Source organism: Streptomyces brasiliensis, assembly GCF_014647875.1.
GTDB lineage: Bacteria > Actinomycetota > Actinomycetes > Streptomycetales > Streptomycetaceae > Streptomyces > Streptomyces brasiliensis.
The window spans coordinates 328,137-351,001 of record NZ_BMQA01000008.1; the positions used below are offsets into that span (position 1 = coordinate 328,137).

A 22,865-nucleotide genomic window follows, 5' to 3' on the forward strand; every position below is an offset into this window, starting at 1 on the left:
GCGACCCCGAACCAGCACGGTCACGCCGCCAGCCGGCCGGCCTCCGCGACGGCCTCCTCCAGCGTGTCCACCACCGGCACCCCGACTTCCTCGAGGCTGGCCCGGCTGTGCGAGCCACCGGTGTACAACACGGCCTGCGCGCCCACGTACCGCGCCGCCACCGCGTCGTCCGCGGCGTCGCCGATCACCACCGTGCGCCCCGGCTTCACGCCGATGAGCGCCTCGAGGTGGCGCACCATGTGCTCGGCCTTGCTGCCCCCGGACGGCCCGGTGCGCCCCTCGACGCGTATGAAGTGCGCCTCGATCCCGAACCCGCGCACCAGCGGAACCAGGTCCTCGTGCCCGTACATGCTGAGCAGTGACTGGCTGTGGCCCGTCGACCGCCAGCCCGCCAGCAGGTCGGCCGCCCCGTCGGTGAGCCCGCAGCCCAGCCGGTGCTCGGTGTAGTACCGGTGGAAGACCTGGTCCATCAGTTCCCACTCGGCCTGCGTCGGCAGCCGTCCCATCAGCCGCTCGTAGAACTTCGGCACCGGCACGCAGTACAGCGCCCGGTACTGCTCCAGCGTGATCGGCTCCAGCCCCAGCTCGGCCGACGCGGCGTTCGTCGCCCCGATGATCGCGTCATTGTCGTGGAACAGCGTCCCGTTCCAGTCCCAGACGATGTGCGCGCTTCCGTGCATCCCCATGCCGAAAAACGTACCCGCCGCCACTGACAATCATGGAAAACGGCAGGGGAAACCGTGTATGCCCGGTCCGGTCCGCTACTCGAGTCCCACCAGACCGGGGATCTCCTGGGTCGCGTACCAGAGCAGTTCGTGGTCCTCGGCCCCGTCCACGACGAACTGCGCGTCGTCGTCCCCGCCGTCCGCCGCCTCCAGTGCCTCGGCAGCGGCGGCCACGTCCGCCTCCGCGTCCTCCAGGTCCACGTGCACCGCGGCCGCCTTGGCCAGCGGCACCGTGCCGGACACGCGCACCTCGCCGAGCGCCGTCGGGTCGAGCCCGCGGTCCGGGTCGGCCAACGCGGCGCCGTCGGCCACATCGACCGCGACCACGACGCGACGCCGCGCGGCTCCGGGGTCCGCCGCCAGCAGCCTCAGCGACGCCTGCGCGGCCCGGTTCAGTGCGGCGTACTCCAACTCCTCGATGTCGTCGGAGAGGTACCACTCGCGCAGCGCGGGCGTGACGGCGTAGGCACGGAACGGACCGGCCCCCAGCTCGCCCGTCTTGTACGCCTCGGCGAGACCGGGGAGAGTCAGGGGAACGTAGACACGCATGGCGGGCCGCTCTCTTCGTGTTCTTCTCGTGGTCAGGACTGCGGGAGCTTCAAGGACTCCGCCGGGGCCCTGAGGGTGCTCCCGCGTCGCCCGGAGAGCCTTCAGGATACGTGCGGCCGTCCCCTTTCGGGTCCCCACCCGTGACCCCGGAGGCGTCCACCCGACGCCTGTGAATTCACCCGGTCCCGCCCTGTCCTCACGGGAATTCCGACCCCCCACGTCACCCTGATAAGTGAAGATTTCGGGACCCCTGACGCGTGCCGCCCCTTCCTTGCAGCCGCCGCCCATCGCCCCGTACAAGATCCCCACCAGCAAGTTACCGCCTGGTACTCGCCGGGCCCACCGAACGGGGATCTCCATGAACAAGGTCATGACCAGGGCCGACCAGCTCCGCCCGCACACCCGCCCGCCGGGCCGCCGCGACCCCCGCCACCCCGGCGGCACCCCACCCAGGACGCCTGCCACCGGCCCGGCCCGCCAGACGCCGATCGCGGTGGCACCCCGCCCCCGGCCCACGGACGTCTTCGCAGACCGTCTCCTGGCCGTCCTGAGCGGGCACCGCCCCGTCCACTGGATGCTCCGGCACACCGCGGGCCGCGCCTACGACGAACTGGCCCACCTCGCCGAACGCGGCCCCCTGCGCACCCGCGGCACCCGCCCCGTAGTCCGCGACGTCGGCTACTACGTCCCCCGCGCCGGCGCGATCGAGGCCTTCGCCCGCATCGCCGCGGGCGACCAGCTCCGCGCCATGGCCTTCCGCCTGGAACAGGGCCCCGACCTCCGCTGGCGCTGCACGGCAGTGGAACTGGGCGGTCCACGCGGACGGCGCGGGGACGACGACTAGCCCTACGGGCGGGCCGACGGACGCGGTTGCACAGCGTCGGCCGGCACGGGTCGACTCGGGCGCGTCGGCAGCCGGCTCCGCGGACGCCCGAGACGGCCACGGACGTGCGTGGAGGGCGGTAGGAGGCCAGAACGGCCAAGGGCGCGCTCGGTCGGGCGCCCGGACGCCGGTACGGCCGCAGGCGAGCACGTCGGGATGCCGGACTCCGGACCTCCGCAGAGGTACGAGTACGGCACTCCGCTGCCGGAATGTCACGGCCGTACCCGCCACCGGCCGACCGCCGGAACGGCACGGGGACGTACGCGCTCGGCACCCGACCGCCGGGGCTCCGGGGCTCCGGGGCTCCGGGGCTCCGGGGCTCCGGGGCTCCGGGGCCCCGGGGCCCCGGGGCCCCGGGGCTCCGGGGCTCCGGCGAACGTACCCACCGCCACCCGACCGCCGGAGCAGCACGAAAGGAAAGGTGCCCGCCACCACCGACCGCCGGTACGTACGCGCTACACCACCCACCCAGCCATTCAGCCACCCGACCATCACAGGCGCACCCGCACGGCACCCAGCCGCCGGACCGCAACAGCCGGACCCGCACGAGGCCGCCCGGCCGACCACCGTCGGCGTCGGTGCTCACCGACGCAGCAGGGCCGGGCCCCCTCAAGGGAGGCCCGGCCCTGTACACCGCTATGACGCCGCAGGCACCCCGCGGTCACTTCTTCCGGCGGCGTCCGCCCTTCGCCTGCTTGCGGCGCTCCGCGCGCGTGAGGCCATCGGCCTCGGAGCGGATCGGCTCCTCGTCGTCATACGTGAAGTCGCCCTCGACGATGCCGCCCTCGCCGTCCACGGTCGCCGCGGAGAAGTGCAGGCCCCGCCGCTGGGGCGCGTCCAGACCCTTGGCCCGGATCTCAGGACGGGCACCCGCCTGGGCCGGCACCGCGTCCTGGACGCCCTCCGCCACCGGCTCGGCGTCCTCGACCGGGACCTCCTCGACCTGCTGCTCGACCTGGACCTCCAGGTTGAACAGGTAGCCGACGGACTCCTCCTTGATGCCGTCCATCATCGCGGTGAACATGTCGAAGCCCTCGCGCTGGTACTCGACCAGCGGGTCCTTCTGCGCCATCGCGCGAAGGCCGATGCCCTCCTGGAGGTAGTCCATCTCGTAGAGGTGCTCGCGCCACTTGCGGTCGAGGACCGACAGCACGACCCGGCGTTCCAGCTCACGCATGATCTCGGAGCCGAGCTGCGCCTCACGCGCCTCGTACTGCTCGTGGATGTCGTCCTTGATGGACTCGGCGATGAACTCGGCGGTCAGACCGGCCCGGTCACCGGCCGCCTCCTCCAGCTCGTCGACGGTGACCTTCACCGGGTAGAGCTGCTTGAACGCGCCCCACAGCCGGTCCAGGTCCCAGTCCTCCGGGAAGCCCTCGGCGGTCTCCGCGCCGACGTACGCGTCGATCGTGTCGTCCATGAAGTGCTGCACCTGCTCCTGCAGGTCCTCGCCCTCCAGGACGCGGCGCCGCTCGCCGTAGATGACCTCGCGCTGCCGGTTGAGCACCTCGTCGTACTTCAGGACGTTCTTGCGCGTCTCGAAGTTCTGCTGCTCGACCTGCGACTGTGCGGACGCGATCGCACGCGTGACCATCTTGTTCTCGATCGGCACGTCGTCCGGCACGTTCGCCATGGACATCACGCGCTCGACCATCTGGGCCTTGAACAGCCGCATCAGGTCGTCGCCCAGCGACAGGTAGAAGCGGGACTCGCCCGGGTCGCCCTGTCGGCCGGAACGACCGCGCAGCTGGTTGTCGATACGGCGCGACTCGTGCCGCTCGGTGCCCAGCACATAGAGGCCGCCGTTCTCCTCGACCTCGTCCTTCTCGGCCTTGACGGCCAGCTCGGCCCGCTCCAGGGCGGCGGGCAGCGCCTGCGCCCACTCCTCGATGTGCTCCTCGGGGTCGATGCCGCGCTGCCGCAGCTCCGCCTCGGCGAGGTCCTCGGGGTTGCCGCCGAGCTTGATGTCCGTACCACGGCCGGCCATGTTCGTGGCGACCGTGACGGCGCCCTTGCGGCCGGCCTGGGCGACGATCTGGGCCTCACGCTCGTGGTGCTTGGCGTTGAGCACCTCGTGCTGGATGCCGCGCTTGCTGAGCTGCTGCGAGAGGTACTCGGACTTCTCGACCGAGGTGGTGCCGACCAGGATCGGCTGGCCCTTCTCGTGCTTCTCGGCGATGTCGTCGACGACCGCCTCGAACTTGGCGACCTCGGTGCGGTAGATCAGGTCCGACTGGTCCATGCGGATCATCGGCCTGTTGGTCGGGATCGGGACGACGCCGAGCTTGTAGATCTGGTGGAACTCGGCGGCCTCGGTCATCGCCGTACCGGTCATGCCGGAGAGCTTCTTGTAGAGGCGGAAGAAGTTCTGCAGGGTGATCGTGGCGAGCGTCTGGTTCTCGTCCTTGATGTCCACCCCTTCCTTCGCCTCGATCGCCTGGTGCATGCCCTCGTTGTAGCGGCGGCCGGCGAGGATACGGCCGGTGTGCTCGTCGACGATCATGACCTCGCCGTCGATGACGACGTAGTCCTTGTCCTTCTTGAAGAGCTCCTTGGCCTTGATGGCGTTGTTCAGGTAGCCCACCAGCGGGGTGTTCACCGACTCGTAGAGGTTGTCGATGCCCAGCCAGTCCTCGACCTTGGAGACGCCGGCCTCGTGGATGGCGACGGTGCGCTTCTTCTCGTCGACGTCGTAGTCGCCGGTCTCCTCGAGGCCCTTGAGCGGGTTGCCCGCCTCGCCGCGCTTCAGGCGCAGGACCAGCTTGGCGAAGTCGCCGTACCACTTGGTGGCCTGGTCTGCCGGGCCGGAGATGATCAGCGGCGTACGGGCCTCGTCGATGAGGATGGAGTCGACCTCGTCGACGATGGCGAAGTTGTGGCCGCGCTGGACGAGCTCGTCCCTGGACCACGCCATGTTGTCGCGCAGGTAGTCGAAGCCGAACTCGTTGTTCGTGCCGTACGTGATGTCGCACTCGTACTGCTCGCGGCGCTGGGCCGGCGTCATGTTGGCGAGGATGCAGCCGACGCTCAGGCCCAGGAACTTGTGGACGCGGCCCATCATCTCGGAGTCGCGCTCGGCCAGGTAGTCGTTGACCGTGATGATGTGGACGCCGTCGCCGGAGAGGGCGTTGAGATACGCGGGCAGGGTGCCGACGAGCGTCTTGCCCTCACCGGTCTTCATCTCAGCGACGTAGCCGAGGTGGAGCGCGGCGCCGCCCATCAGCTGCACGTCGTAGTGCCGCTGGCCGAGGACGCGCTTCGCGGCCTCGCGCACCGTGGCGAACGCCTCGGGGAGCAGGTCGTCGAGGCTCTCGCCGTCGGCGTAGCGCTGCTTGTACTCATCGGTGAGGGCCCGCAGCTCGGCGTCGGAGAGGTCGACGAAGTCCTCTTCGATGGAGCTGACCTGGTCCGCGATGCGGTGCAGCTTGCGCAGGATTTTACCTTCGCCTGCACGCATGATCTTCGAGAGGACGGACACGGGGGCTGGTCTCCTTGCCGGTCGGGCCTGGGACGGTCGTTTTCCATTGGACGTACTGAGCAACGGCCATCGTATGCGAGGACCCGGCTGCGCCGGGAGGCCTGGCGGTCCGACGGCTGTGCGCTGCCGATTTGCCGGTCGCTTCAAATGGGACAACGGCCGGGATGCACGGATAGTGCCGTACCACCGCGAAGAATTGCGCGAAATGTGATCGCGCGCTTACGCACCGCTCGGAAGGGGGGCCGGAGGCAAGACGAGACCGCACTGGAAGCGCTGTCAGGGGCGCGCGGTCGTGGGGCGCGCGCCCCACAAAGGGATGGCGCCCCCATCGACACCCGAGCAGAATCGCCCGATGGACCCCGTCACGCTCACCACCAGCCGTCTCGTCCTGCGTGCCCCCGGACCGCAGGACACCGAGGCCGTGTACGCCGCTGCCCAGGACCCCGACGTCCAGCGCTGGATCTCCGACTTCCCCTCCCCCTACCTCCGCGAGAACGCCGAGACGTTCACCGAGCACGTGGTGCCCGACGGCTGGGCCAACAACTCGATGTTCACCTTCGGCCTCTTCCTCCCCGATGGGGAGCTGACGGGCATGCTCGCCCTCACCATGCGCGCCCTGGCCGTCGCCGAGATCGGCTTCTGGGCCACCAAGGAGCACCGGGGGAACGGCTACGTCACTGAGGCCACCCTCGCCGCCGCCCGCTGGGCCTTCACACAGCTCTCCGTCGACCGCGTGGAGTGGCGCGCGGAGGTCGGCAACGTCCCCTCGCGCGCGGTGGCCGAACGCGCGGGCTTCACGCTCGAGGGCACCCTGCGCGCGGCGACGAACAACAAGGGGGTACGCCGAGACTGCTGGGTGGCCTCACTACTGCCCTCGGACGTGGGCCTGCCGTCGGCGGCGCCGTACCTGCCCGCGCGCGAGCAGGGGCACTGACACTGGCCGGAGCGCGACGAACCCCCGGCTCACCGCCCACTGTCAGTGCCACCGCCTATCGTGCGGATGCATGACGACCCCGCGCCCCACCGCCGCTCTCTCCGCGGACGAAGCCCGCCGCATCGCCCTGCGGGCACAAGGCTTCCTCGGCACCCCCAACCGCCGTGCAGGGGTCCGCGGTGTCCTCCGTCACCTCGGCGCGGTCCAGCTCGACACCATCTCCGTCCTCGCCCGCTCCCACGAGCTGATCCCGTACGCCCGCCTGGGCGCCGTGGGCCGCGAGAGCGTCGAGAAGGCGTACTGGACGGACACCCACGCCTTCGAGTACTGGTCCCACGCCGCCTGCATACTCCCCGTGGAGGAGTGGCCCCACTTCGCCTTCCGCCGCCGCGCCTACCGCAACCGCCCGCACTGGAACCACGAACTCCCCGACGGCGCCTACGACCAGGTCATCAAGCAGCTCAGGTCCGAAGGCCCGCTCACGGCCACGGAGTTGGGCGGAGCCAAGCGCACCAGTGACTGGTGGGACTGGTCCGGCTCCAAGGTCGCGGTGGAGCGCGCGCTGATGTACGGCGAGGTGGTCTGCGTGGAGCGCCGTGGCTGGAAGCGGGTGTACGACCTCGCCGAGCGCGCGATCCCGGACGCGCTGCTGCACGACGAGCTGGACGACACCGAGTGCCTGCGCCGCCTGGTCGGCCTGGCGGGCCAGTCCCTGGGCGTCGGCACGCGCGCGGACATCGCCGATTACCACCGTCTCAAGGCCGAGCAGGTCGACGCGGTGATCGCGGACTCGGGCCTCGTCCCGGTCACGGTGGAGGGCTGGGGAAGACCGGCGTGGGCGGACCCGGAGGCCCTGGAGACCCCGCCGCGAGGGCGGCACCGCACTACCCTGCTGTCGCCGTTCGACTCCCTGATCTGGGAACGGGCCCGCACTGAGCGGATCTTCGGCTTCACCCACCGTCTGGAGGCCTACGTCCCCAAGCCGAAGCGTGTCTACGGCTACTTCGCAATGCCGGTCCTGGCCGGCGGCCACCTCGTCGGCCGCGTCGACCCCGCCCGCGAGGGCCGCACCCTGGTGGCCCGGCAGGTCACCCTCGACGGTGTGAAGGCGGTCCCGGCGGTGGCGCAGGCGCTGGTGGAGGCGGCGAGCTGGGTGGACTGCACGGACGTACGCGTGGAGCGCGTGGACGCGCCGGAACTCCGCGAGCCCCTCACCAGTGCACTAGCCGCGCTTCTCACCTGAGCGTCAGAGCGTCACCGGATCTCGAGGATCTTCTCCCGCATCGCGTAGACAACGGCTTCCATCCTGGAGTGCAGCTGCAGTTTCTCCAGGATGTTGCGCACATGGTTCTTCACGGTGTTCTCGGAGATGAACAACTCCTTGGCGATATCACGGTTGTTCATCCCCGTGGCGACGAGTTTGAGCACCTCGAGCTCGCGATCGGTGAGCCGCGGCGCCGGCACCAGCCGGCGCTCGTCGGTGCGCTGGATCATCGACTTGAACTCCGTGAGGAGTTTCGACGCCATGGACGGGCTGATCTGCGACTGTCCGTCGGCCACCGCGCGAATGGCGGTCGCCACCTCGTCCGTGGAGATCTCCTTGAGGAGATAACCGGTCGCACCCGCCTTGATCGCGTCGTAGAGATCGGCCTCCTCGTCGCTGATCGTCAGCATGATGATCTTCGCGCTGGGAGCGACCTCCTTGATCGAGGTGCACGCCTCGATCCCGCCGCGCTTGGGCATGCGTACGTCCATCAGCACGATGTCGGGCAACAGGTCGGCGGCCTTGTCGACGGCCTCCGCACCGTCGCCCGCCTCGCCGACGACCTGGATGTCCTCCTCGGCGGCGAGCACGATCTCCAGGCCACGGCGGAAGAGGGCGTGGTCGTCCACGACAAGGACTCTGATCGGTTCCTTGCGTGGAGTCTCTATGTCGTCCGGGCCCATGCCGACGACGCCGCCGTCGGCATCCGCGTCCCGCATCGGTCCGAAGCTGTCCGCCATCGTTCCTCCCCCTGAAGGCTGTGGCCTGTGGTTCTGTGCCATCGCCAACCCAAGGCAGCGGCCCACCGGTTGGGCCGGTGCGGCCATGATTTCACGTCCGTGCGACACCACGGTGACAAGCGTGGCGCGAACTGGTCGCACACCGGTGCCCCTGGTAGCGCATCAGCGCTCCAGGGGCACCGGCTCAGCTGTCAGCCGGACGGCTCAGCCACCCAGCGTGCCGCCTGCCGCGGGCGGTTGCGCCTGGGTGACCATCGGGTCCGTGCTGAGGTGGATGACGCCGTAGTCGTAGGCGTGCCGCCGGTAGACGACACTCGGCTCCTTCGTCTCGGAGTCGACGAACAGATAGAAGTCGTGTCCGACCAGTTCCATCTCGTAGAGAGCCTGGTCGAGGGTCATCGGGGAGGCGACGTGGGTCTTCTCGCGGACGACGAGGGGGCCTTCGCCCTTCACTTCCAACGAGCCCATCTTCTTCGTGGGCACGCCGTCCGTGTCGTCCTCCTGGACGGGGTAGCCGTTCCCGTTGAGCGTCGCCGCGCCCGGCACGTGGTCGGGGACCTCGGCCGCCGAGATCCGGCGTGCACCACGCCGCGAGAAACGCTTGTCGTGCTGCTTACGCAGCCGGGCATCGAGCTTCTCCGCCGCCAGGTCGAGTGCCGCGTACGGATCGTTGGCTGCTGCCTCCGCCCGGATCACCGGACCGCGGGAACGGAGCGTGATCTCCACTCGGTCGCAACGGTCGGCCTGTCGGGGGTTGGGCTCCTTGGACACCTCGACGTCCAGGCTGATCACCTTGCCATCGAGCTTCTGGATCTTCTCCAGCTTCAGCTTCTCGGCCACGTGCTTGCGGAACCGCTCGGGCACCTCGGTCTTGCGGCCTTTGACGACGATGTCCACGCAGAACTCCGTTCCCGGATCGCTCCGCTCCTGCGGCGGAGCATCTCCCTTTTGCACCAAGTTCCGGCCAGCACCGGAACCTCGGACTCGGTGACTTCCACCTCCTCCTCCCCCATGGGCAAGATCTCCACCCCACGTGCGCGGGTGAATGCTGAAAACCCGCGCACGGCATTCGGATATGAGAGGTGTGGCCTGCGCCTTTCCCTCACAACTGAACATATCTCGCCCGGACGGATGTCGTCACCCTCTACTGCGGCGTACCTCCGTTCAGGTGAATAGTTCCTCTCGTTACCTGCAGCGATGCAAGCTCACGGCCGGTTCCGGTTCAGTTCGAAGGAATCCGGAGGCGCGGCGACCACCGCGGCGCAGATCGACTGGACCGGGCCGTTCACCTTCGCCATTCCGGCCCTGCCATATGTCAGGTTCTCGTTCTCCTCCCTTGAGCCGCGCGTCTGTTCCCCCCTTCCTTCCCAAGCTGCGCGCGCGTACACGACCGTTGTTCCGGTGCCGTGCGCGACCGCTTCACGTACGGCCCTGGCCGCCTCCCTCAGTGACGCGCCGGTGGTCATCAGGTCGTCGACCAGTACGACGTGACCGCCGGCGAGCACCCGGGCACCGCCCGCCGCCACCTCCAGAGCGCCCTCGAGATTCGCCAGCCGTTGTCCGGAGTTGAGCCCCGACTGGTCGACCACGGCACGCCGCTGCCGCAACACCGCCGCCACCCGGGCCGGCATCCCGGCCCGCCGCAGCTCACCGGCTGCCGCGAGCGCGATCCGCCGCACCGGATCGTGGCCCCGGGACCGCACGGCCCGTGCGGCGGAGGGCACCGGCACCAGCAGCACAGGCACCTCACCGCACGAGCCGGCACCGCTGCCCGGACGCGGCTCACCACCGCCCGCAACCACACCGGCGGCGCCGCGGCGGACCGTCGTCCTGTCCGCCGCGGACGGCACACCCTCACCCCACGACGACACCACCTGCAGCCGGCGACCACCACTCGAATCTCCGCTCGCCACCCCGGACCCGTCCTCCGCGGCCCGAGCCCGAACGCTTCCCGTCGAACCGCCCCGTTCCCTGTGCCTTCCTACAGCCGCTCTCTGCGCCCCGCCACGCTCTGCAGGCGCGTCCCACGCTCCGTCGCCCCCTGCCCGGTCCCCTTCCTGGAGACCCGCACGGACAGCTGCCGCCAGAGCCGTACCGAGTGGCCGTGCGAGGGCCAGTGCGCCCCGTTCCTTGTGGGCCAGGAGCACCGCGCGCACCTCGTCCCCGTACGGAGCCGCCGCATGCACCGCGGGCAGCCCGGGCGGCTCCGGCACCGGTCGCACCCGACTCGGTGCGGCTCCGCTCAGGGCCGCACGACACTCAGGACAGAGCACCGTGCGAGGCGCCCCACAGCCTCCGCACTCGGCCGGCAGCACCAGGTCGGTGAGGTCCTGCCACCACCCCCGCATGCCCACCACTGTGCCAATCCCCGGCCCGCCTGGGCACCCCTGTGGATAACACACTGTGGACAAGTCGGCGCGAAGCGTAATGGCCTTCACTCACACGAGTAGCGACGACCCGCACGACGTCGAAAACCTGGAAGCGTCACCCCGGATAAACCGGCGCCGACCCCTCCTTGACGATCTTCTGCCACTGCTCTCCGGCCGGAAGCCGTACGATCCCGTCCTCCGAGTACGCGACCAGCGGGGCCTGCTCGTCCTCGGACGCGGCGATCGCCTTCACTCCCGTGAGGGCGGCGGGCGCCAGGCCATCGGGCGTAGCGCCGTCGACCTGGACGTACCGGATCTGCTGCACGCCCCCCTGCTCGCGCCCGACCACCACGAGCCGGCTGTCCCCGGCCCACGACATAGCGGTGACCTCTTCCAACTCAGGGGCAGCCGAACGCAGTTCGAGAACCGCCGGACCCTCGCCGGACTTGTCGTCGCGCTCGATCCGCCCGATGAGCAGGGACTGCTTGCCGTCCTTCTCCACGACGAGCGCCATGCGCACGCCGTCGGCGGCCACCCGCACGTCCTTGATACGGCCGGGCAGCCCGGTCGTTCGCACCACCAGCGGCGGACCCTCGCCGTGCTCGAGCAGGACCAGCTTGGGGTCGCCGGGGTCGCGGTCGGCCACCCACAGATCACCGCGGGCGTCCCAGGTGGGCGTCGTCAGCCGGTCGGCGCCGGTGGCCCCGCGGCTGGTCAGCACTGGCTCACCGAGCGAACCGCCGGACGCAAGCGAGGTGACGTAGAGGGAGCGGCCGTCGGCGCTGACCCCCGCCACGGTGCGCTCGTCGTGGGACACCGCCACGGACTTCAGCGGCTTGTCGCCCTTGCCCAGCGCGCCCGGCACCGGAACCGCGCTGGTGCTCGTGCCGGTGCCGGCGATCCGGACCAACCGGTGCTTGTCGTCGAGGAAGTAGAGGTAGCCGGGATGGTTGCCGGAGCCGTGCCAGGCGACGGACGCGGCCCGCCGCTCGATGAGGTCGCACATCGTCTCGCCGTCGGCGCCCCGCAGTTCGATCTCGTCCACGGTGGGCGTCAGGTTCTGCAGCGTGAACAGCAACTGGGTCGCCATCTCGGTGCACTTGGTCGCCCCGACCTGGGAAGCCTTGTCGTTGAGGGGCACGATCAGCTTGTTCTGATCGTCGGGCGTGAGCGAGGTGACGCCCTTCCTGAGCGCCGTACCGGTCGGGAAGCTCGACCGGACCACCGGCCTTAGCCAGGTCGTCGGCCCGTTCAGCAGCGAACGCACCATCTGCATCATCGGGTCCACGCGCTTGCGTACGAAGACGGGATCGGCGACCGCCACCGGCTGCCCGCTCGCCCCCACGGAGGTGTTCGAGGCGAAGTAGTACTTGTTGACGGACGTGTAGTTGCGCTGGAAGTCCGACTTGCCCATCACGACGCCCTGCGGAAGCGTGTCGATGCGCCACTGGCGGCTCTTCGCGTCAAGTATGAGGTGCAGGCTCTTGCTGTACAACCCGCCGGCCGGCGTGTACGCCTGCTGCTGGTCCACCGTGGCGATCCTGGTCCCGGTCAGCGTGTAGATGACGTCGGCGGCGGCGTCTTCCCGGCCGCCGGACTGGCGGTCGGCCTCGGTGCTCGGCCCGTTGGCGAGCACCGTGGTCGACTGCTCGGGCCGCCACTTCTTCGCCGCTGTGGCGGTCAGATACTTGCGGGCCGTGTCGTAGTGCGGATCGTCGCTGGTCAGCGCCTCCAGGAAGCCCTGCACGATCTCGCCGGCCTGGGCGTCCTCGCTGGGCGGCATGGCGAACACCCGCACCTGTGTGTCCTGCCGCGGCGTCGACTCGACGTCTCGCAGGTCACCGTTGTCGGGCATCGAGGCACATCCGGCCAGCAGGACGGCACCACACGCGGCGTACACCACCGGGCGCACAGACGGGCGTCGCACGCCCCCCTCGCGTTCAGCGCCCACGAAATGCCTCCCCTGACGTGTTCGATTCCCCCTGTAGGGCGGCCGGGTCCGGACTGTCGTCCGGCGCCGCGTCGGCGGCGGGCGCGTCGTCGGGGCGCCGTGCGCTCCCGGTGGGCCGCGGCACCACGCGCGCGCCGTTGCCGGGCAGCGCGGTCGGGTCCGCCGCCGGGGACACGGAGGCCAGCCGGTGTGCGATCGGCGAGCGCGGCGGCAGCGGAACCTGACTACCGGTGGACTGCGCGGGCACCGTGGCGCGCTTGTCCTCGCCGCCCCGCTGCAGTCCGGCGTCGTCGAGTCCGCGGTTGCGCCGCGAGTCCTTGGGCTCCAGCGGTATCGGCGAGCCGCGCAGCGGCTCGTCCGCGGTCCGCGGCAGCGTCAGCCGGAACTGTGAGCCGCCTCCCGGTTCGCCCCAGGCCTGCAGCCAGCCGCCGTGCAGCCGGGCGTCCTCCAGGGCGATGGACAGCCCCAGGCCCGTACCTCCGGTGGTACGCGCGCGTGCCGGGTCCGCCCGCCAGAAGCGGCTGAAGACGCGAGTCGCCTCGCCGGGCTTGAGACCGACGCCGTAGTCGCGCACCGCGACCGCGACCGCACCGCCCGCCGCGGCGAGCTTGACGACGACGTCCTTGCCCTCGCCGTGTTCCACGGCGTTGACCACGAGATTGCGCAGCACCCGCTCGACGCGCCGGGCGTCGGCCTCGGCGACGACGGGCTGCTGGTCGCCGACCACGCGTATCACCGTGCCCTTGCGCTCGGCGAGCGGCTCGGCCCCGCTGACGACCCGCCGTACGACCTCCCGGAGATCTATCGGCTCGGCCTCGAGCGCCGCCGCGCCCGCGTCGAAACGGCTGATCTCCAGCAGGTCCGCGAGCAGCGACTCGAAACGGTCCAGCTGGTCGGCGAGCAGCTCCGCGGACCGCGCGGTCACCGGGTCGAAGTCCTCACGGGCTTCGTGGATGACATCGGCGGCCATGCGTACGGTCGTCAGTGGTGTCCGCAGCTCGTGCGAGACGTCCGACACGAACCGCCGCTGCATCCGCGACAGGTCCTCCAGCTGCTGGATCTTGAGCTGCAGGTTCTGCGCCATCTTGTTGAAGGCCTCACCGAGGCGCGCGATGTCGTCCTCACCGGTGACCTTCATCCGCTCCTGCAACCGTCCGGCGGACAGCCGTTCGGCGATCCCGGCCGCCATCCGCACGGGCGTGACGACCTGCCGCACCACGAGCCACGCGATGGCTCCGAGCAGTACGACGACGAAGAGCCCGGCGGTCGCGAGCGTGCCCTTGACCAGGCTGAGGGACTTCGCCTCCTGAGTGAGCGGGAAGAGGTAGTACAGCTCGTACGGGTCGCCGTTCGGGTCGTTGACCTGCTTGCCGATGACCAACGCGGGCTGGGAGTCCTTGCCGTTGCTGTAGACGATGCGGGTGTAGCTCTGGGCCGCCGTCGTACTGTCGTTGATCCGCGCGCGCAGGTCGACGGGCACGCTTGCGGACGGGTCGACGTACCCGGAACCGCGCGGGCTGCGCCCGCCGCCGCTGTCGTCGCCGGCCGGGAGCGTGACCACGTCGAAGGCACCCTGGCCACCGCTGGAGAGCGACTCGACGAGGTCACTCATCCACTGGATGACGTTCTGCGACTGCCGGCCGTCCACCGCCGAGGCGTCGTCGGCCGTTCCCGTGCCGCTGGCCGCCTCGTCGGCCTTCTGCTTGGCCACCGCGAACCCGCCGGTGGCCTGGCTCTGCGAGGCCTTCACCTTGGCGTCCAGCAGGCCGTTGCGCACCTGCCCGATCACGACGAAACCCAGCAGCAGAACGACGCCGAGCGACATCAGCAGCGTCGTGACAACGACCTTGAGCTGGATGTTGCGCCGCCACAGCCGCATGACCGGCAGCAGCGGTCGGCGCACCCAGCGCATGAACAGCCTCAGGACCGGACTGCCCTGGACACCGCCCTGCAGCAGCCCGCCCTCGAAGAGGCGTCCCCAGCGCGAACCCGCCGTCTCACGGCCGACAGACCGCCCCGGTCGGGCCCCGGAACGGCCGGGGGCCGAAGCGGCGCTGTCCCCCGACACGTCAGCTCGGTCCGGCCTTGTAACCGACACCACGGACGGTCACGACGATCTCCGGACGCTCCGGATCCTTCTCGACCTTGGAGCGCAGTCGCTGCACATGCACGTTCACCAGACGCGTGTCGGCGGCGTGCCGGTAGCCCCAAACCTGCTCCAGGAGCACCTCACGCGTGAACACCTGCCACGGCTTGCGGGCGAGCGCGACGAGCAGGTCGAACTCCAGCGGCGTCAGCGCGATCGACTGACCGTCCCGCTTCACGGAGTGCCCGGCCACGTCGATGACGAGGTCACCTATGGCGAGCTGCTCCGGCGCCGGCTCCTCCGACCTGCGCAGCCGCGCCCGGATGCGGGCGACCAGCTCCTTCGGCTTGAACGGCTTCACGATGTAGTCGTCGGCACCCGATTCGAGGCCCACCACCACGTCGACGGTGTCGCTCTTGGCCGTGAGCATCACGATCGGCACCCCGGACTCGGCGCGGATCAGCCGGCACACCTCGATGCCGTCCCGGCCGGGCAGCATCAGGTCCAGCAGCACCAGGTCGGGTTTGGTCTCACGGAAAGCGGCCAGCGCCTTGTCACCGTCGGCTACGAAAGACGGCTCGAAACCTTCACCACGCAGCACAATTCCGAGCATCTCGGCCAGTGCGGTGTCGTCGTCGACGACAAGGACTCGTCCCTTCATAAACGACATCATCCCATTCTCATAACGGTGAAGGCGCCACAGGTGAGCAGGGTCACCGACCAGTGACGATAGTCGTACGGGCCGGTTACTGTCTGCCCTCACACGGCTGAGTCCCTGGCATCGTGCCGTAGGACCGGCCGTCCCGGTCCGCTCACCGGCCGGCAGGACTGCCTGCCAGTCCCGCAAGCCGGCTTCGGCCCGCTAGTCGACCGTGGCCCGACGCGAGCGCTCGAACAACTCCGCGAGGCCCTCCGCCGTCACCGGCGACACCGCGCCCTCCTCGGTGACGATAGCCGTCACCAGCTCGGGCGGCGTCACGTCGAACGCCGGGTTGTAGGCCTGCGTGCCCAGCGGCGCCACCGGAACTCCGCCCACCGCGCCCGCCGCAGCGCCCTGCGGCACGGTCACCTCGGTCACCTCGTACCCGGGACGCTGCTCGACCTCGATGGCCGCCCCGTCCGGCGTGTCCGGATCGACCGTCGTCACCGGCGCCACCACGATGAGCGGCACATGGTGGTATCGCGCAAGCACCGCGAGCGGATAGCTCCCCACCTTGTTCGCCACCGACCCGTCGGCGGCGATGCGGTCCGCCCCGATCAGCACGGCGTCCACCTCCCCGGCCGCGAACAGCGAACCGGCCGCGTTGTCGGTGAGCAGGGTGTAAGACATGCCGCTGCGGGCCGCCTCGTAGGCCGTCAGGCGTGCGCCCTGCAGGAGCGGACGCGTCTCGTCCACCCACAGACGCCGCAGCCGCCCGGCCCGGTGTGCGTGAAGCGCCACGGCGAACGCCGTGCCCTCCCCGCCCGACACCAGCGATCCAGTGTTGCAGTGGGTGAGGATCCGGTGCCCGCCGCCGGGCAGCAACTCGTCCAGGAGCGCCAGCCCGTGCTCGGCCATACGGACACTGGCCTCGGCGTCCTCCCGGTGCAGCGCCCGCGCCGCGGCAAGCGCCGCCGCGGCCGCATCCTCCGGCTCTCCGCTCCGCGCAAGCGCCGCCCGGTGAGCGGACTGCGCCCTGCGCACGCCGACGGAGAGGTTCACCGCCGTGGGCCGGGCGCTCTGAAGCGCCTTCGCGGCCTCGTCCACGTCGAAGCCCCGTACGGCGGCGAGCGCGACGCCGTAGGCCCCCGCGATGCCGAGCAGCGGCGCCCCCCGCACGGCAAGGGAACGGATCGCCTCGACCAGCGCCGAAGCATCCGTGCACACCAGCTCGACCTCCTCGGCCGGCAGCCTCGTCTGGTCGAGAAGGACCAGAACAGGGCCTTCAGGCGGTTCCTCCCATCGGATCGCGGGAATGTCGGTCGGCCGTATGTCCTCGCCGGTTTGCGCCTGCTGATCAGCCATGCGGTCAGTCTGCCCCCTACCCCTCGGACAATTGAAGGTGTGCAGCCGATACCGCGGCCGGTCCACGGTTGACCACCCCATGGCACGATGGCTGCCAACCTGCAGTCGCGCCCGCGGACGGGCACCGTGAAGGAGCTTCGATGACAGACACTCCGGGCTGGGCCTCGCCCGGATCCGCCCCGTCGGACGGGCAGAACCCCGGCGCGTCCGGGCCTGCAGAGCCGGCCGATCGGCCCGGCCCCGCACAGCCTGCCGAGCAACCGGGCGCGGATCCGCAGGACGCCGGTTCGAAGTGGTCCCACCAGCAGCCGCCACCCGGCCAGTGGTCCGCGCCCACAGGCACCCCGGGCCAGGCACCGCCGCCCCCACCGCCCGGTCCGGGCTGGAGCGGCCAGAACCCCGGTGGTGGTTACGGAGGTCCCGGCGGTTACGGCGGCGGTGGATACGGCGGTCCCGGCGGTTACGGAGCCTGGGGCGGCGGCTGGGGCGGTCCTCCGCCCGCGGCCAAGCCTGGCGTGATCCCGCTCCGCCCGCTCGGCGTGGGCGAGATTCTGGACGGCGCCGTCTCCACCATGCGCACCTACTGGCGCACGGTCCTGGGCATCTCCCTGACCGTCGCGGTCGTCACGGAGCTCGCCACCATCCTCTTCCAGGGCTTCGTCCTGAACGACGCAGCGACCAGCGAATCGCTCAACGATCCAAGTGCCACCTTCAGTGAGGTGGCACGCGCCCTGGGCGAGACCCTGCTCGGTTCCCTCGCCGTGGTCCTGATCACCACGATCGGCACGATCATCGCGACCGCGCTGCTGACGACGGTGACCAGCCGCGCCGTGCTCGGCAAGTCCGTGACCATAGGCGAGGCCTGGCGGGACGCCCGCCCTCAGGTCCTCAAACTGTTCGGCCTGGTTCTGCTGCTGCCGCTCATCGCATTGGCCGTGGTGCTCGTCGGTGCGCTGCCCGCCATCATCGTGGCAGTGGCCGGCGGACCGGGCGGCGCCGTCGCCGCGCTCGCCGTCATCGGCATCCTCGGTGCAGTCGTCGTCGCGATCTGGCTCATGGTCCGCTTCTCGCTGGCCTCGCCCGCGCTGATGCTGGAGCGTCAGGGCATCTTCAAGTCGATGAGCCGCTCCACGAAGCTGGTCCGCGGCTCCTGGTGGCGGGTCTTCGGCATCCAGTTGCTCGCCGGAATCATCGCCAACATCGTGGCGTCGATCATCGTCATCCCCTTCGCCGTACTCGCGGCCGCACTCAGCGGCGACGGCTTCTCCGGCTTCCTCAATGGGACCGGCAACGTCGGCTGGACCTTCCTCATCATCAGTGGCATCGGCTCGGTGATCGGCTCCACGATCACGTTCCCGATCACCGCGGGCGTCGGCGTGCTCCTCTACATCGACCAGCGCATCCGCCGCGAGGCCCTCGACCTCGAACTGGCCCGCGCCGCCGGCGTCCAGGGCTACGGCACCGGCGCCACCCCGAGGAGCTGATGCCGTGATCTTGGCGGGGGGAGTTCTCAAAACGGCGCCGACGCTGTCACGCGCCGCCGGCTCGGCCGTACGAAGCCTGCTGCGGGTCGGCGACGCCGCTGTCCTGTCGCCGGCACGCTCCGGCGGCGAACCGCCTGTCACCATCCCGCGCGACCCCGCGCGGGATGCGGCACGGCGCGAGCTGTCCAAGCGGATGTACCACGAGAACGACCCCGGCCTGGTCCAACGTGGCCTGAACGCCTTCTGGGACTGGCTCGACAGGGTCCTCGGCGCCGCCGCGTCCGCGACGCCCGGCGGAACGCTCGGCCTGGTCGTCGTGGTCCTGGCCGTCGTCGCCGTCCTGGCCGCCCTGTGGTGGCGCCTGGGCACCCCGCGCCGCCAACCCTCCTCCGCACCCGCCCTGTTCGACAACCGCCCCCGCAACGCCACCGAACACCGAGCAGCCGCCGAGGCACACGCCGCCCAGGGCCACTGGAACCAGGCCGTCCAGGAATGCATGCGCGGCATCGTCCGCGCCCTCGAGGAACGCGCCCTGCTCGACGTCCGCCCCGGCCGCACCGCCGACGAGGCGGCAGGCGAAGCCGGCCGCGCCCTGCCCTCGCACACGGACCGGCTACGTGCGGCGGCCCGGGAGTTCGACGACGTGACGTACGGCGGGCGCATGGCGAGCGAGCAGTCGTACCACCGCATCGCCGAACTCGACCGCGACCTGGAGCGCACCAAGCCGGTCCTCGCGAGCAGCAGCCACAGCACGGCCCACCGCACCGACCAGGGGGCCGTCGAATGACCGCCGGAGCCACGCTCCCGTCCACCTCGGTCTCGCCCACCGCCCGCCAGGTCTGGACCCGTGCGCGAAGCATCCTCGCGGCTCTCGTGCTCCTCCTCGTGGGGGCCGTAGCCATCGCCGTCGTCCGCTCCGATGCCCGGCACGGCGCCCTCGACCCGCGCTCCGCCGACCCCTACGGCAGCCGGGCCGTCGCCGAGCTCCTCTCCGACCGCGGAGTGTCCACGCGTGTGGTCACCACCCTGAATGGGGTCCGCGCCGCGGCAGGACCCGACACCACTCTGCTGGTGGCCGCACCCGACCTGCTCACACACCGCCAGCAGACCGCGCTCCACGCCGCGACCGCCCGATCCGGCGGGCGCACCGTCCTCGTGGCCGCCAGCAACTGGTCCGTCGAACGGCTCGCCCCCGGCGTCACCGCCGACCCTGCCACCAGCCTCGGCTCGACGCTCTCCCCCGACTGCCCCCTGCCTGCCGCCCGGCGCGCGGGCAGCGCCGACACCGGCGGCATCCGCTACACCACCAGCCACCTCGACGCGGACGAGTGCTACCCCAGCGAGCGGCTCGCCACCCTGGTGCGCGTCCCCGCGGCCTCGCGAGGCGGCGACACCGTGGTCCTCGGCGCGCCCGACATCCTCTACAACAAGCGCCTCGACAAGCAGGGCAACGCCTCGCTCGCCCTCCAACTGCTCGGCTCCCGCCCGTATCTCGTCTGGTACCTCCCCTCGCTGTCCGACACCTCGGTCCCCACCGCCGACGACCGGAAGGGCTTCTTCGACCTGCTCCCCTCGGGCTGGCTGTGGGGCACGCTGCAGCTCTTCATCGCGGCAGCCGTCGCGGCCCTCTGGAGGGCACGCCGGCTGGGCCCCCTGGTGCCCGAAAAACTCCCCGTCGCGATCCGTGCCTCCGAAACCGTCGAAGGCCGCGCCCGCCTCTACCGCAAGGCCGATGCCCGCGACCGGGCCGCCGGCGCTCTTCGCTCCACCACGCGCATCCGCCTCGCCCCCCTCATCGGCGTCCCCGTCTCCCAGGCGCACGCGCCCGAGGCCCTGCTCCCCGCGCTGTCCACGCACCTCCACAGCGACGGACAGAACCTGCACTCGCTCCTCTTCGGACCGCCGCCCGGCGACGACGCGGCCCTCATCGCACTCACCGACCAACTCGACGCCCTCGAAAGAGAGGTACGCCGTTCATGATGGCCCCGACCACTGACAACGCCGGGTACGCCGGGGACCCGGGCAACGCCCGGGCCTCCCTGGAGTCCCTGCGCGCCGAGATCGCCAAAGCCGTGGTCGGCCAGGACCCCGCCGTGACCGGCCTCGTCGTCGCCCTCCTCTGCCGCGGACACGTACTACTGGAAGGAGTCCCCGGGGTCGCCAAAACGTTGCTCGTCCGGACTCTCGCCTCCGCACTCGAACTCGACACCAAACGCGTCCAGTTCACCCCCGACCTCATGCCGAGCGACGTGACGGGTTCGCTGGTCTACGACACCCGCACCGCCGAGTTCTCCTTCCAGCCCGGCCCGGTCTTCACCAATCTTCTCCTCGCCGACGAGATCAACCGCACCCCGCCGAAGACCCAGTCGTCCCTCCTCGAAGCCATGGAGGAACGCCAGGTCACCGTCGACGGCACACCCCGCCCCCTCCCCGAGCCGTTCCTGGTCGCTGCGACCCAGAACCCGGTCGAGTACGAGGGCACGTACCCCCTCCCCGAAGCCCAGCTCGACCGCTTCCTCCTCAAACTGACGATCCCCCTGCCCTCCCGTGAGGACGAGATCGACGTCCTCACCCGACACGCCGAGGGCTTCAATCCGCGCGACCTGCGAGCCGCCGGCGTACGCCCCGTCGCAGGGCCCGCCGACCTCGAAGCCGCCCGCGCTGCGGTCGCCAAGACCGCCGTCTCTCCCGAGATCACCGCCTACGTGGTCGACATCTGCCGTGCCACACGCGAATCCCCCTCGCTCACTCTGGGCGTCTCCCCGCGCGGCGCCACCGCCCTGCTGGCCACCGCACGTGCATGGGCCTGGCTGACCGGCCGCGACTATGTGATCCCCGACGACGTGAAGGCGCTGGCCCTGCCCACTCTCCGCCACCGCGTACAGCTGCGCCCCGAGGCCGAGATGGAGGGCGTGACGGCCGACTCCGTCATCACCGCGATCCTCGCCCACGTCCCGGTCCCCCGCTGATGGCCCTCACCGGACGCGCCGCCCTCCTCGCGGCCCTCGGATCGATCCCCATCGGCATCTGGGAACCCAGCTGGACGGGCATCCTCGCGGTCAACGGCCCGCTGGCCCTCGCCTGTGCCTGCGACTTCGCCCTCGCCGCACCCGTACGACGCCTGGTCCTGACCCGCTCCGGCGACACATCCGTACGCCTGGGCGAACACGCCGACGTCACGCTCACGGTCACCAACCCGTCCCGCCGCCCGTTGCGGGCCAGACTGCGGGACGCCTGGCCACCGAGCAGTTGGCAGCCCGGCACGGGGATCGAGGCCTCCCGTCACCGACTCGCCGTGCCGCCCGGCGAACGCCGACGCGTGACGACACGCCTGAGCCCCACGCGCCGCGGCGACCGGCAGGCCGACCGCGTGACCGTCCGCTCCTACGGCCCCCTCGGCCTCTTCACTCGTCAGGGCACCCACAAAGTGCCCTGGACAGTGCGGGTTCTGCCCCCGTTCACCAGCCGCAAGCATCTCCCGTCGAAACTCGCTCGTCTGCGTGAACTCGACGGCCGCACGAGTGTGCTGATCCGAGGCGAAGGCACCGAGTTCGACAGCCTGCGCGAATACGTCCCCGGCGATGACACCCGTTCCATCGACTGGCGCGCCACGGCCCGCCAGACAACAGTCGCCGTACGCACCTGGCGCCCTGAACGAGACCGCCACATCCTCCTGGTCCTCGACACCGGCCGTACGTCGGCCGGACGCGTCGGCGACTCACCACGCCTGGACGCCTCCATGGACGCGGCCCTCCTCCTTGCGGCACTCGCGTCCCGGGCAGGCGACCGCGTCGACCTCCTGGCATACGACCGTCGAGTACGCGCCCTGGTGCAGGGCCGCACGGCACGCGATGTCCTCCCGGGCCTGGTCAACGCGATGGCCACACTCGAGCCGGAACTGGTCGAGACGGACGCACGCGGGCTCACGGCCACGGCGCTCCGCACGGCGCCTCGCCGGTCTCTGATCGTGCTGCTGACGACCTTGGACGCCGCTCCGGTCGAAGAGGGCCTGCTGCCCGTGCTCTCACAACTGACCCAGCGCCACACGGTGCTAGTCGCATCGGTGGCCGATCCGCACATCGCCAGCATGGTGACCGCCCGTGGAAATGCCGATGCGGTGTACGAAGCAGCAGCGGCCGCTCAGGCACAGGCGGAACGTCAGCGCACCGCGGAGCAACTTCGCCGGCATGGCGTGACGGTTGTCGATGCGACACCGAGCGAACTGGCGCCGGTATTGGCGGATGCTTACCTGGCTTTGAAGGCGGCGGGTCGGCTGTAACCCTGCCCTTCATTTCCAGGAGGCGGAGGGGCGGTCTGGCCCCGAGCCTTGAATTGGGCCCTAGACGCAGAAAACCCCCGTGCCAAAAGCACGGGGGTCTCCACACAATTTGTTCGGC

At 70.6% G+C, this 22,865-nt stretch carries 18 protein-coding genes; 8 read left to right on the forward strand and 10 right to left on the reverse strand.

Annotated elements, in window-relative coordinates:
- Positions 1–20: 20 nt before the first annotated feature.
- Together IEZ19_RS15935 and IEZ19_RS15940 are read right to left on the reverse strand one after the other, a co-directional pair.
- Complete coding sequence (locus IEZ19_RS15935) at positions 21–686, reverse strand: HAD family hydrolase (protein WP_189311844.1); 666 nt, start codon at positions 684–686, stop codon at positions 21–23.
- A gap of 75 nt (positions 687–761) precedes the next feature.
- Complete coding sequence (locus tag IEZ19_RS15940; RefSeq protein WP_189311845.1) at positions 762–1,274, reverse strand: DUF6912 family protein; 513 nt, start codon at positions 1,272–1,274, stop codon at positions 762–764.
- A 358-nt stretch (positions 1,275–1,632) separates the two neighbouring features.
- Here IEZ19_RS15940 and IEZ19_RS15945 point away from each other — a divergent pair, with 358 nt between their 5' ends.
- On the forward strand, positions 1,633–2,118 hold the full coding sequence (locus tag IEZ19_RS15945) for an Rv3235 family protein (protein ID WP_189311846.1): 486 nt from the start codon (positions 1,633–1,635) through the stop codon (positions 2,116–2,118).
- 700 nt (positions 2,119–2,818) lie between these two features.
- Here the strand turns inward: IEZ19_RS15945 and secA are convergent.
- Entirely contained in the window at positions 2,819–5,635 is a 2,817-nt protein-coding gene (secA, locus tag IEZ19_RS15950) for a preprotein translocase subunit SecA (RefSeq protein WP_189311847.1), read from the reverse strand.
- A 352-nt stretch (positions 5,636–5,987) separates the two neighbouring features.
- On the opposite strand from secA, the gene IEZ19_RS15955 reads away from it, so the two are divergent.
- The gene (locus IEZ19_RS15955) at positions 5,988–6,569 is read left to right on the forward strand and encodes a GNAT family N-acetyltransferase (RefSeq protein WP_189311848.1); all 582 of its coding nucleotides are present in this window, start codon (positions 5,988–5,990) and stop codon (positions 6,567–6,569) included.
- Between the two features lie 70 nt (positions 6,570–6,639).
- Complete coding sequence (locus IEZ19_RS15960; RefSeq protein WP_189311849.1) at positions 6,640–7,812, forward strand: winged helix-turn-helix domain-containing protein; 1,173 nt, start codon at positions 6,640–6,642, stop codon at positions 7,810–7,812.
- Positions 7,813–7,823: 11 nt separating this feature from the next.
- Here IEZ19_RS15960 and IEZ19_RS15965 read toward each other — a convergent pair whose 3' ends face one another.
- The 7 genes from IEZ19_RS15965 to mtnA all read right to left on the reverse strand — a co-directional run bounded on the left by IEZ19_RS15965 (position 7,824) and on the right by mtnA (position 16,984).
- Positions 7,824–8,573: a response regulator gene (locus IEZ19_RS15965; RefSeq protein WP_189311850.1), complete on the reverse strand. Its 750-nt coding sequence runs from the start codon at positions 8,571–8,573 to the stop codon at positions 7,824–7,826.
- A gap of 204 nt (positions 8,574–8,777) precedes the next feature.
- Positions 8,778–9,470 carry a ribosome hibernation-promoting factor, HPF/YfiA family gene (gene hpf / locus IEZ19_RS15970; RefSeq protein ID WP_189311851.1) on the reverse strand — a complete coding sequence of 231 codons (693 nt, stop codon included), beginning with the start codon at positions 9,468–9,470 and terminating at the stop codon, positions 8,778–8,780.
- Positions 9,471–9,778: 308 nt separating this feature from the next.
- Positions 9,779–10,921 (reverse strand): ComF family protein, encoded by a 1,143-nt coding sequence (locus IEZ19_RS15975; protein WP_189311852.1) that lies wholly within the window; start codon positions 10,919–10,921, stop codon positions 9,779–9,781.
- 136 nt (positions 10,922–11,057) lie between these two features.
- On the reverse strand, positions 11,058–12,893 hold the full coding sequence (locus IEZ19_RS15980; RefSeq protein WP_189311853.1) for an LpqB family beta-propeller domain-containing protein: 1,836 nt from the start codon (positions 12,891–12,893) through the stop codon (positions 11,058–11,060).
- Entirely contained in the window at positions 12,883–14,961 is a 2,079-nt protein-coding gene (gene mtrB / locus IEZ19_RS15985; protein WP_189311854.1) for an MtrAB system histidine kinase MtrB, read from the reverse strand. The genes IEZ19_RS15980 and mtrB overlap by 11 nt, the downstream gene beginning before the upstream one ends.
- 1 nt (position 14,962) lies before the next feature.
- Entirely contained in the window at positions 14,963–15,652 is a 690-nt protein-coding gene (gene mtrA / locus IEZ19_RS15990) for a two-component system response regulator MtrA (protein WP_015659998.1), read from the reverse strand.
- A gap of 189 nt (positions 15,653–15,841) precedes the next feature.
- Positions 15,842–16,984 (reverse strand): S-methyl-5-thioribose-1-phosphate isomerase, encoded by a 1,143-nt coding sequence (gene mtnA, locus IEZ19_RS15995; RefSeq protein WP_189311855.1) that lies wholly within the window; start codon positions 16,982–16,984, stop codon positions 15,842–15,844.
- Positions 16,985–17,124: 140 nt separating this feature from the next.
- On the opposite strand from mtnA, the gene IEZ19_RS16000 reads away from it, so the two are divergent.
- From IEZ19_RS16000 to IEZ19_RS16020, 5 genes are read left to right on the forward strand one after another with little or no spacing between them, the layout of a single operon-like run.
- Complete coding sequence (locus IEZ19_RS16000) at positions 17,125–18,468, forward strand: DUF7847 domain-containing protein (protein WP_189311856.1); 1,344 nt, start codon at positions 17,125–17,127, stop codon at positions 18,466–18,468.
- 4 nt (positions 18,469–18,472) lie between these two features.
- Positions 18,473–19,255: a DUF4129 domain-containing protein gene (locus IEZ19_RS16005; RefSeq protein WP_189311857.1), complete on the forward strand. Its 783-nt coding sequence runs from the start codon at positions 18,473–18,475 to the stop codon at positions 19,253–19,255.
- A complete protein-coding gene (locus IEZ19_RS16010; RefSeq protein ID WP_189311858.1) occupies positions 19,252–20,448 on the forward strand; it encodes a DUF4350 domain-containing protein in 1,197 nt (398 codons plus the stop codon). The genes IEZ19_RS16005 and IEZ19_RS16010 overlap by 4 nt, the downstream gene beginning before the upstream one ends.
- A complete protein-coding gene (locus IEZ19_RS16015) occupies positions 20,448–21,437 on the forward strand; it encodes an AAA family ATPase (RefSeq protein ID WP_189311859.1) in 990 nt (329 codons plus the stop codon). The genes IEZ19_RS16010 and IEZ19_RS16015 overlap by 1 nt, the downstream gene beginning before the upstream one ends.
- A complete protein-coding gene (locus tag IEZ19_RS16020; RefSeq protein WP_189311860.1) occupies positions 21,437–22,747 on the forward strand; it encodes a DUF58 domain-containing protein in 1,311 nt (436 codons plus the stop codon). The genes IEZ19_RS16015 and IEZ19_RS16020 overlap by 1 nt, the downstream gene beginning before the upstream one ends.
- Positions 22,748–22,865: the final 118 nt, after the last annotated feature.

Bases quoted from the DNA above. Each gene is read 5' to 3' on its own strand.
- IEZ19_RS15935 (WP_189311844.1), bottom strand. From the start codon at position 686: ATGGGGATGCACGGAAGCGCGCACATCGTCTGGGACTGGAACGGGACG.
- IEZ19_RS15940 (WP_189311845.1), bottom strand. From the start codon at position 1,274: ATGCGTGTCTACGTTCCCCTGACTCTCCCCGGTCTCGCCGAGGCGTAC.
- IEZ19_RS15945 (WP_189311846.1), top strand. From the start codon at position 1,633: ATGAACAAGGTCATGACCAGGGCCGACCAGCTCCGCCCGCACACCCGC.
- IEZ19_RS15955 (WP_189311848.1), top strand. From the start codon at position 5,988: ATGGACCCCGTCACGCTCACCACCAGCCGTCTCGTCCTGCGTGCCCCC.
- IEZ19_RS15960 (WP_189311849.1), top strand. From the start codon at position 6,640: ATGACGACCCCGCGCCCCACCGCCGCTCTCTCCGCGGACGAAGCCCGC.
- IEZ19_RS15965 (WP_189311850.1), bottom strand. From the start codon at position 8,573: ATGGCGGACAGCTTCGGACCGATGCGGGACGCGGATGCCGACGGCGGC.
- IEZ19_RS15975 (WP_189311852.1), bottom strand. From the start codon at position 10,921: ATGCGGGGGTGGTGGCAGGACCTCACCGACCTGGTGCTGCCGGCCGAG.
- mtrA (WP_015659998.1), bottom strand. From the start codon at position 15,652: ATGATGTCGTTTATGAAGGGACGAGTCCTTGTCGTCGACGACGACACC.
- mtnA (WP_189311855.1), bottom strand. From the start codon at position 16,984: ATGGCTGATCAGCAGGCGCAAACCGGCGAGGACATACGGCCGACCGAC.
- IEZ19_RS16000 (WP_189311856.1), top strand. From the start codon at position 17,125: ATGACAGACACTCCGGGCTGGGCCTCGCCCGGATCCGCCCCGTCGGAC.
- IEZ19_RS16010 (WP_189311858.1), top strand. From the start codon at position 19,252: ATGACCGCCGGAGCCACGCTCCCGTCCACCTCGGTCTCGCCCACCGCC.
- IEZ19_RS16015 (WP_189311859.1), top strand. From the start codon at position 20,448: ATGGCCCCGACCACTGACAACGCCGGGTACGCCGGGGACCCGGGCAAC.
- IEZ19_RS16020 (WP_189311860.1), top strand. From the start codon at position 21,437: ATGGCCCTCACCGGACGCGCCGCCCTCCTCGCGGCCCTCGGATCGATC.